General features: G+C 69.9%; 8 protein-coding genes. 1 reads left to right on the forward strand and 7 read right to left on the reverse strand.

Annotation, left to right across the window (positions count from 1 at the left end):
* The 7 genes from AB7U92_RS18720 to AB7U92_RS18750 form a co-directional block, all read right to left on the reverse strand.
* Positions 1 to 352: NAD(P)-dependent oxidoreductase (locus AB7U92_RS18720; RefSeq protein WP_428580397.1), on the reverse strand; the 352-nt coding region annotated here is incomplete at its 3' end.
* Between the two features lie 15 nt (positions 353 to 367).
* The gene (locus AB7U92_RS18725; protein ID WP_428580400.1) at positions 368 to 1,129 is read right to left on the reverse strand and encodes an HpcH/HpaI aldolase family protein; all 762 of its coding nucleotides are present in this window, start codon (positions 1,127 to 1,129) and stop codon (positions 368 to 370) included.
* A gap of 10 nt (positions 1,130 to 1,139) precedes the next feature.
* Complete coding sequence (locus AB7U92_RS18730) at positions 1,140 to 2,096, reverse strand: 2-hydroxyacid dehydrogenase (RefSeq protein ID WP_428580403.1); 957 nt, start codon at positions 2,094 to 2,096, stop codon at positions 1,140 to 1,142.
* Positions 2,096 to 3,043, reverse strand: coding sequence for a Bug family tripartite tricarboxylate transporter substrate binding protein (locus AB7U92_RS18735; RefSeq protein WP_428580406.1), 948 nt, complete (start codon positions 3,041 to 3,043; stop codon positions 2,096 to 2,098). Before AB7U92_RS18735 ends, AB7U92_RS18730 begins: the two co-directional genes overlap by 1 nt.
* Before the next feature lie 27 nt (positions 3,044 to 3,070).
* Entirely contained in the window at positions 3,071 to 4,396 is a 1,326-nt protein-coding gene (gudD, locus tag AB7U92_RS18740) for a glucarate dehydratase (protein ID WP_428580408.1), read from the reverse strand.
* Between the two features lie 2 nt (positions 4,397 to 4,398).
* Positions 4,399 to 5,367, reverse strand: a complete 969-nt coding sequence (locus AB7U92_RS18745) for a Bug family tripartite tricarboxylate transporter substrate binding protein (RefSeq protein WP_428580411.1) — start codon at positions 5,365 to 5,367, stop codon at positions 4,399 to 4,401.
* Positions 5,368 to 5,469: 102 nt separating this feature from the next.
* Positions 5,470 to 6,237, reverse strand: coding sequence for a FadR/GntR family transcriptional regulator (locus AB7U92_RS18750; RefSeq protein WP_428580414.1), 768 nt, complete (start codon positions 6,235 to 6,237; stop codon positions 5,470 to 5,472).
* Between the two features lie 114 nt (positions 6,238 to 6,351).
* On the opposite strand from AB7U92_RS18750, the gene AB7U92_RS18755 reads away from it, so the two are divergent.
* A partial coding sequence (locus tag AB7U92_RS18755) for a Bug family tripartite tricarboxylate transporter substrate binding protein (protein WP_428580417.1) occupies positions 6,352 to 7,052 on the forward strand: 701 nt, incomplete at its 3' end.

Raw genomic sequence — 7,052 nt, forward strand, 5'->3', positions numbered from 1 at the left:
GCGCATCCAGGTAGTCGCAGCCCAGTTCGTTGATGCGCTTGGCAAACGCCTTGGTCTCGATCGGCGAGATCGAGCTCATGTCCACCACCACCTTGCCCTTGCTGAGCCCGGCCGCCACCCCGTTGTCGGCAAACAGCACCCGCTCCACGTCCGGCGTGTCCGGCACCATCGTGATGATCACGTCGGCACGCTCGGCGACCTCCTTCGGCGCGCCGCAGGCGACGGCTCCTGCCTCGATCAGCACCTGCGGCACCTTGCTGCGCGTGTTGACGAACAGCTCGTGGCCGGCGGCGCGCAGGTGGCCCGCCATCGGCGCGCCCATGATGCCCAGGCCGATGAATCCGATCTTCATGTCGTCTGTTCCCGCTCAGCGCTGGCGCATCTCGGCCAGCAGTTGTTGACTACCCGAGGCCAGCAGACGCGCGTCGGAGCCCACCGTGACGAAGCGGAAGCCCTTGGCGATGCGCGCACGGGCCACGTCGGGCCGGCCGTTGTGGATGCCCGCCTTCACGCCATGCGCCTGCGCACGCGCCAGGATGTGGTCGATGGCCTGGGCCACCGGGGCGTCCACGTCGTCGAAGGTCGGCTTGCAGCCCAGCGCCAGCGACAGGTCCGAGGGGCCGATGTAGATCGCGTCCAGCCCCTCGACCGACAGGATGGCGTCGAGGTTGTCCAGCGCCTGGGCGGTTTCGATCATGGCGAACCTGACGATCGTCTCGTTCGCCTTCGCCGGGTAGTCCGCCCCGCCGTACAGCAACGCACGCACCGGCCCGAAGCTCCGCGTGCCCTGGGGCGCATAACTCGTGTAGGCCACGAAGCGCTGCGCTTCCTCGCGGGTGTTGACCATCGGGCAGATCACGCCATAGGCGCCGGCGTCCAGCGTCTTCATCAAGATGCCCGGCTCCAGCCAGGGCACGCGCACGATGGGCACGGTGGCGGTGGTGGAGATGGCCTGCAGCATGCCGACCATGGCCTGGTAGTCGACCACGCCGTGCTGCAGGTCGATGGTCAGCGTGTCCCAGCCCTGGTGGGCCATGGTCTCGGCCGAGAAGCTGTTGGCGATGGCCAGCCAGCCGTTCACCGCGGCCTGGTCGTTCGCCCACAGGGTGCGCAATCGGTTCTCTCTCATCGGGGGTCCTTCAGGGAAGCGGGGCGGGCGAGACCATGCGGCCGTCGCGCAGGAAGCCTTGCAGGTTGTCGAACACGCGGTCGGCCATGGCCTGGCGCGTCTCCTCGGTGCCGCTGGCGATGTGCGGCAGCAGCACCACGTTGTCGAGCTCGAAGAGCGCGCGGGGCACGTCCGGCTCGTTCTCGAACACGTCGAGCCCGGCGCCGGCGATGCGCCTGTCGACGAGGGCACGCACCAGCGCCGCCTCGTCGATCACCGAGCCGCGTGCCACGTTGATCAGGAAGCCGCGCGGGCCGAGAGCCTCCAGCACCTCGGCACCGACGAGGTGGCGCGTACCCGCACCGCCGGCGGTGATGACCACGAGGTAGTCGCACCAGCGCGCCAGCTCGGTCAGCGAAGGCTCGTGCCACCACGCCACGCCTTCCACCGGCCGGCGGCTGTGGTAGCGGATGTCCATGTCGAAGCCGGTGGCGCGCTTCGCGATGGTCTGGCCAATGCGACCGAGACCCACGATGCCCAGCCTCGCGCCGCTGACCTTGCGCGCCAGCGGGAAGCTCTTCGCGCCCGGCGTGGTCCAGCCGCCGCGGCGCACGAAGCGGTCGGCCTCGCTGACGCGCCGTCCGACGACGAGCATCAGCGCCATGGCGAGGTCGGCCACGCAGTCGTTGAGCACGTCAGGCGTGTAGCCCACCGCGATGCCGCGCGCCTTCGCGGCGGCGAGGTCGAGCTTGTCCAGGCCGACGCCGAAGCTGGAGATCACCCGCAGGTTTGAGAGCCTGGCCAGCGTGTCGGCCGTGTAGCCCACGCCGGCCGAGGTGACGAAGCCCTCGAACTCGTCCCCGTGTGCCGCCAGAAAGGACGCCGGGTCGGGCTGCTCGGCGAGCAGCGTGGTCTCGAACTCGGCGGCCAGCCGCGCCTCGAGCGAGGGCAGCAGGCGGCCGGCCTGCAGGATGCGGTGCTTGTTCATCAATCGATTTTCACGCCACCTTGCGCGACGACGCCGGCCCAGTGCTTGCGCTCCCTCTCGAAGAAGCCGGCGAACTCCGATGGCGTCATCGTGTAGACCTCGGCGCCCTGCGACACGAGGCGCTCGCGCACTTCGGGCGAGCGGATGATGCGCGTGAGTTCCGCGGCCAGCCGGCTCACCACCGCCGGCGGCATGGCGGCGGGCACCAGCACGCCCTGCCAGGTTCCCGACTCGAAGCCCTTGACGCCCTGTTCGGCGATGGTCGGCACGTTGGCCAGCAGCGGCACGCGCGTGGCCTTGGACACGCCCAGCACCTTGAGCTTGCCCGACTGCACGTGCGGCAGCGTGGCCAGCATGCCGTTCATCAGCACCTGGGTCTGGCCGGCCACCGTATCGCCGATGGCCTGAGAGCCGCCCTTGTAGGGGATGTAGGTCCATTGCGCCTTCGTCGCCTTCTCCACGGCGACGCCGGCCAGGTGCGGCGCGCTGCCGATGGCGGTGACGGCGAAGTTGAGCGAGTCCTTCTGCGACAGCGCCACCAGTTCCTGCAGGTTGTTCGCCTTCACCGACGGGTGCACCACCAGCAGGTGCGGCGAATAGGCGAGCATGGTCACGCCGCGCAGGTCCTTGCTCGGGTCGAAGGGCAGCTGCTTGTAGACCGAGGGCGTGATGGCCAGCGCGCCGGTGTCGCACAGCAGCAGCGTGTGACCGTCGTTGCTCTTGGCCACGAAGTCGGTGCCGGTGTTGCCGTTGGCGCCCGGCTTGTTCTCGACGATCACCGTCTGCTTCAGCGCCTCGGACAGCGGCTGCGAGATGGCACGCGCGATGATGTCCGACGAGCCGCCCGGCGGATAGGGCACGACGATGCGGACCGGCTTGCTGGGCCATTCCTGGGCCGAGGTGTGCAGGGCGAAGGTCGCCAGCGCGGCGACGAGCAGCTTCTTCATCGGGTCTCCTGAGGGGGGTCGGTGAACTCAGCGGACCATGCACGGCCGCTTGGGATCGAAGGTCCAGTTCGGGATCAGGTACTGCATGGCCACCGCGTCGTCGCGGGCTCCCAGTCCGTGCTGCCGGTAGAGCTCGTGGGCCTTGGCCACCTCGGCCATGTCGAGCTCGATGCCGAGGCCGGGCTTCCTCGGCACCTGGACGTGGCCGCCTTCGATGCGCAGCGGCTCCTTCGTCAGGCGCTGGCCGTCCTGCCAGATCCAGTGCGTGTCGATCGCGGTGACCTTGCCGGGCGCAGCGGCGCCGACGTGGGTGAACATCGCCAGCGAGACGTCGAAGTGATTGTTCGAGTGCGAGCCCCAGGTCAGGCCCCAGTCGCGACAGGTCTGCGCCACGCGCACCGAGCCGGCCATCGTCCAGAAATGCGGGTCGGCCAGCGGGATGTCGACCGACTGAAGCGCCAGCGCATGGGCCAGCTGGCGCCAGTCGGTGGCCACCATGTTGGTGGCGGTGGGCAGCCCGGTGGCGCGGCGGAACTCGGCCATCACCTCGCGGCCGCTGAAGCCCTGCTCGGCGCCGCAGGGGTCTTCGGCATAGGCCACCACGCCGCGCATGCGCTGGCCGAGACGGATCGCGTCCTTCAGCAGCCAGCCGCCGTTCGGGTCGAGCGTGACGCGCGCCTGCGGAAAGCGCTCGTGCAGCGCGATCACGGCGTCGACTTCCGCGTCGCCGACGAGCACGCCGCCCTTGAGCTTGAAGTCGTTGAAGCCGTAGCGCTCGCGTGCCGCCTCGGCCAGGCGGACGATCGCCTCGGGTGTCATCGCCGCCTCGTGTCGCAGGCGGAACCAGGCATTGTCGGCACCGGGCTCGCTGGCATAGGGAAGATCGGTGCGGCGTCCGTCGCCGACGAAGAAGAGGTAGCCGAGCATCTCCACCGACTCGCGCTGCTGGCCTTCGCCGAGCAGCGCCGCCACTGGCAGTTCGAGGTGCTGGCCGAGCAGGTCGAGCATGGCCGACTCGACGGCGGTGACGGCGTGGATGGTGGTGCGCAGGTCGAACGTCTGCAGGCCACGGCCGCCGGCGTCGCGGTCGGCGAAGGCCTGCTGCATGCGCTGCATCACCGCCTGCACGGCAGCGACCGGCTGGCCGACGACGAGCTCGCTCGCATCCTCCAACGTCTGGCGGATCTTCTCGCCGCCGGGCACCTCGCCGACGCCGGTTCGGCCGGCGCTGTCGGTGAGGATCAGCAGGTTGCGCGTGAAGAAGGGGCCGTGCGCGCCGCTCAGGTTGAGCAGCATGCTGTCGCGGGCGGCGACCGGGATCGCCTGCAGCGAGCGGATGACGGGCGTGTTCATGCTCAGTCGGCGCTGATCTTGCGGGATTCGATCAACTGCTTCCAGCGCGCCGACTCCGCAGCCTGGAAGGTGGCGAACTGCTCGGGCGTGTTGCCGACGATCTCGAAGCCGACTTCGAGGAGCTTCGGCTTGACGGCAGGGTCGTTCAGCGCCGCGACCAGCGCCGCATGCAGCTTCGCCTTCACGTCGGCGGGCAGCCCCTTCGGCGCCGCCACGCCCTGCCAGGAGTAGACATCGGCATCCTTCACGCCCGCCTCGGCCAGCGTCGGCACGGTGGGCATCAGCGTCGAGCGCTTCGCGCCCGTGACGGCCAGCGCACGCAACTTTCCGGCGTTGACGTGCTGCACGATCGCGTTGATGTTCTGGAACGAGGCTTCCACCTGGCCACCGAGCAGGTCGCTGATCGCCGGTGCGCCGCCCTTGTAGGGCACGTGCACGCCGGTGGTGCCGGTCTGCAGCCAGAACAGTTCGGCAGTGAGGTGGTCCGACGAGCCGTTGCCCGAGGAGGCGAACGTCAGCTTGTCCGGCGTCTTCTTGGCCGCGGCGATCACGTCGGCCACGCTCTTGTAGGGCGAGGCCGCGGGCACCACCAGCACGTTGGGCGCCTGCACGGCCACGGTGATCAGGTCGAAGTCCTTGCCCGCGTCGTAGGGCACGTTCTTGATGAGATGCGGCGCGATCACGAAGGGACCGAGGGAAGACACCAGCACGGTGTAGCCGTCGGGCGCGGCGCGCTTGACCTGCGCGGCGCCGATCGTGCCGGTGGCGCCGGCCTTGTTCTCGACGACCACGGTCTGGGCGAGCTTCTCCTGCATCTTCGCGCCCAGCGTGCGCGCCAGGGAATCGGTCGAGCCTCCCGGCGGGAACGGCACGACCAGGGTGACGGTCTTGTCGGGCCAGGCCTGGGCCGGGGTGACCAGACCCATGGCGAGGGCGAACGCGAGGGCAGCAGCGGTGAACAGTGACTTCATGGCGGGCAGCGGCGTGGGTGGATGAAAGGTGAAAGGGATGCGCTTAGTTGTCAGTCATCGTACAACTTGGCTCGCACAACTTCAAGGCGATCGCTCTCAGGGTTACTGCGGATCCGCCACCGCCCGGCGACGCCGCTCGCGGCTGTTGGCCAGGTGCGTGCGCATCGCGGCGCGTGCCGCCTCGACGTCCTGCGCGGCGATGGCGTCGACGATGCTTTCGTGCTCGGCATTCACCCGCCGCAGGTAGGCCTGGCGCTGCGGGTCGACGGCCTCGGCCGGGTCGAGCCGGGCGCGCGGGATGATGCGCGCGCCGAGCGTGGCCATCAGCCCGGCGAAATGCTCGTTCTGCGTGGCCCGCGCGATCTCGGTGTGCAGTTGGAAGTCGGCCGCCACGGCGTCGCGCCCCTCCTCCACCGCCTGCGCGAACTCGGCGATGGCGCGGCGCATCGCCGACAGGTTGGCCTCGCTGCGGCGCTGCGCGGCCAGGCCGGCCGCCTCGGTCTCCACGCCGATGCGCAGCTCGAGCACGGCGATCACGTCGCGCAGCGTGGCCAGCTGCTGCGGCTCGATGCGGAAGGCCGAGGCATCGCCCGGGCCGACCACGAAGGTGCCGACGCCGTGGCGCGTCTCGACCAGGCCGCCGGCCTGCAGCTTGGACAGGGCTTCGCGCACCACGGTACGGCTGACGCCGAACTCGGCCATCACCTCGGCCTCGGTCGGCAGCTTGGTGCCGGGGGCGAGCCGGCCGTCGCGGATGCGGTCGGACAGCGCCTCGACGACGCCGAGGGCGAGCGTGCGCGGCCGGCGCGCGGTGGCGGAATCAGTCAGCACGAGTTCTCCGGGCAAACCCTCGGGGCGACGCCTTGACATCGACCCTGTCGGATCCAAGAATGGACACAGTTGTACGACAACTGACGTCTGATCACAAGCCTTCCGGCGCACTCTAGCAGGCCGCGCCGCCGTCCACATCTCCCGGAGACACCGATGCCCTGCACCCGCCGCACCTTCTCCCGCCTGGCCTCGACCGCTGCCCTGGCCTCGTTGCTGCCCGCCATCGCAAGCGCACAGGAGTGGCCGACCCGGCAGCCGATCCGCATCGTCGTGCCCTTCGCGGCCGGCGGCACCAGCGACATCCTCGCCCGCACCCTGGGCGAGAAGCTGCAGGCCTCGCTGAAGCAGACGGTGGTGGTCGAGAACAAGGCCGGCGCCGGCGGCGTGATCGGCGCCGACGCGGTGGCCAAGTCGGCCCCCGACGGCTACACCTTCCTGCTCGGCACCATCGCCAGCCATGCGATCAACCCGGCGCTGCAGGCGAAGATGCCCTACGACGCCGGCAAGGACTTCGCGCCGGTGATCCTGCTGGGCAGCATCTCCAACGTGCTGCTGGTCGGCGCCTCGCAGCCGTACAAGAGCGTGGCCGACATCGTCGCCGCGGCAAAGAAGGAGCCGCTGCCCTTCGCGTCGGCCGGCCAGGGCAGCTCACAGCACATGTCGGGCGAGATGTTCAAGCAGCTGGCCGGCGCGCCGCTGACGCACGTGCCCTACAAGGGCAGCGCGCCCGCGGTGCAGGACGTGATCGGCGGCCAGATCCCGATGAGCTTCGAGACCGCCACCGTCGCGCTGCCGCACGTGCAGTCGGGCAAGGTGCGCGCACTGGCGGTGACCTCGGCGCAGCGCAGCAAGGT

It is taken from the genome of Piscinibacter sp. (assembly GCF_050175855.1).
Taxonomy (GTDB): Bacteria; Pseudomonadota; Gammaproteobacteria; order Burkholderiales; family Burkholderiaceae_C; genus Piscinibacter.

What these genes read in the sequence shown, in the direction of transcription:
- AB7U92_RS18725 (WP_428580400.1), bottom strand. Translation starts at nt 1,129, where the DNA reads ATGAGAGAGAACCGATTGCGCACCCTGTGGGCGAACGACCAGGCCGCG.
- AB7U92_RS18750 (WP_428580414.1), bottom strand. Translation starts at nt 6,237, where the DNA reads ATGTCAAGGCGTCGCCCCGAGGGTTTGCCCGGAGAACTCGTGCTGACT.
- AB7U92_RS18745 (WP_428580411.1), bottom strand. Translation starts at nt 5,367, where the DNA reads ATGAAGTCACTGTTCACCGCTGCTGCCCTCGCGTTCGCCCTCGCCATG.
- AB7U92_RS18735 (WP_428580406.1), bottom strand. Translation starts at nt 3,043, where the DNA reads ATGAAGAAGCTGCTCGTCGCCGCGCTGGCGACCTTCGCCCTGCACACC.
- gudD (WP_428580408.1), bottom strand. Translation starts at nt 4,396, where the DNA reads ATGAACACGCCCGTCATCCGCTCGCTGCAGGCGATCCCGGTCGCCGCC.
- AB7U92_RS18730 (WP_428580403.1), bottom strand. Translation starts at nt 2,096, where the DNA reads ATGAACAAGCACCGCATCCTGCAGGCCGGCCGCCTGCTGCCCTCGCTC.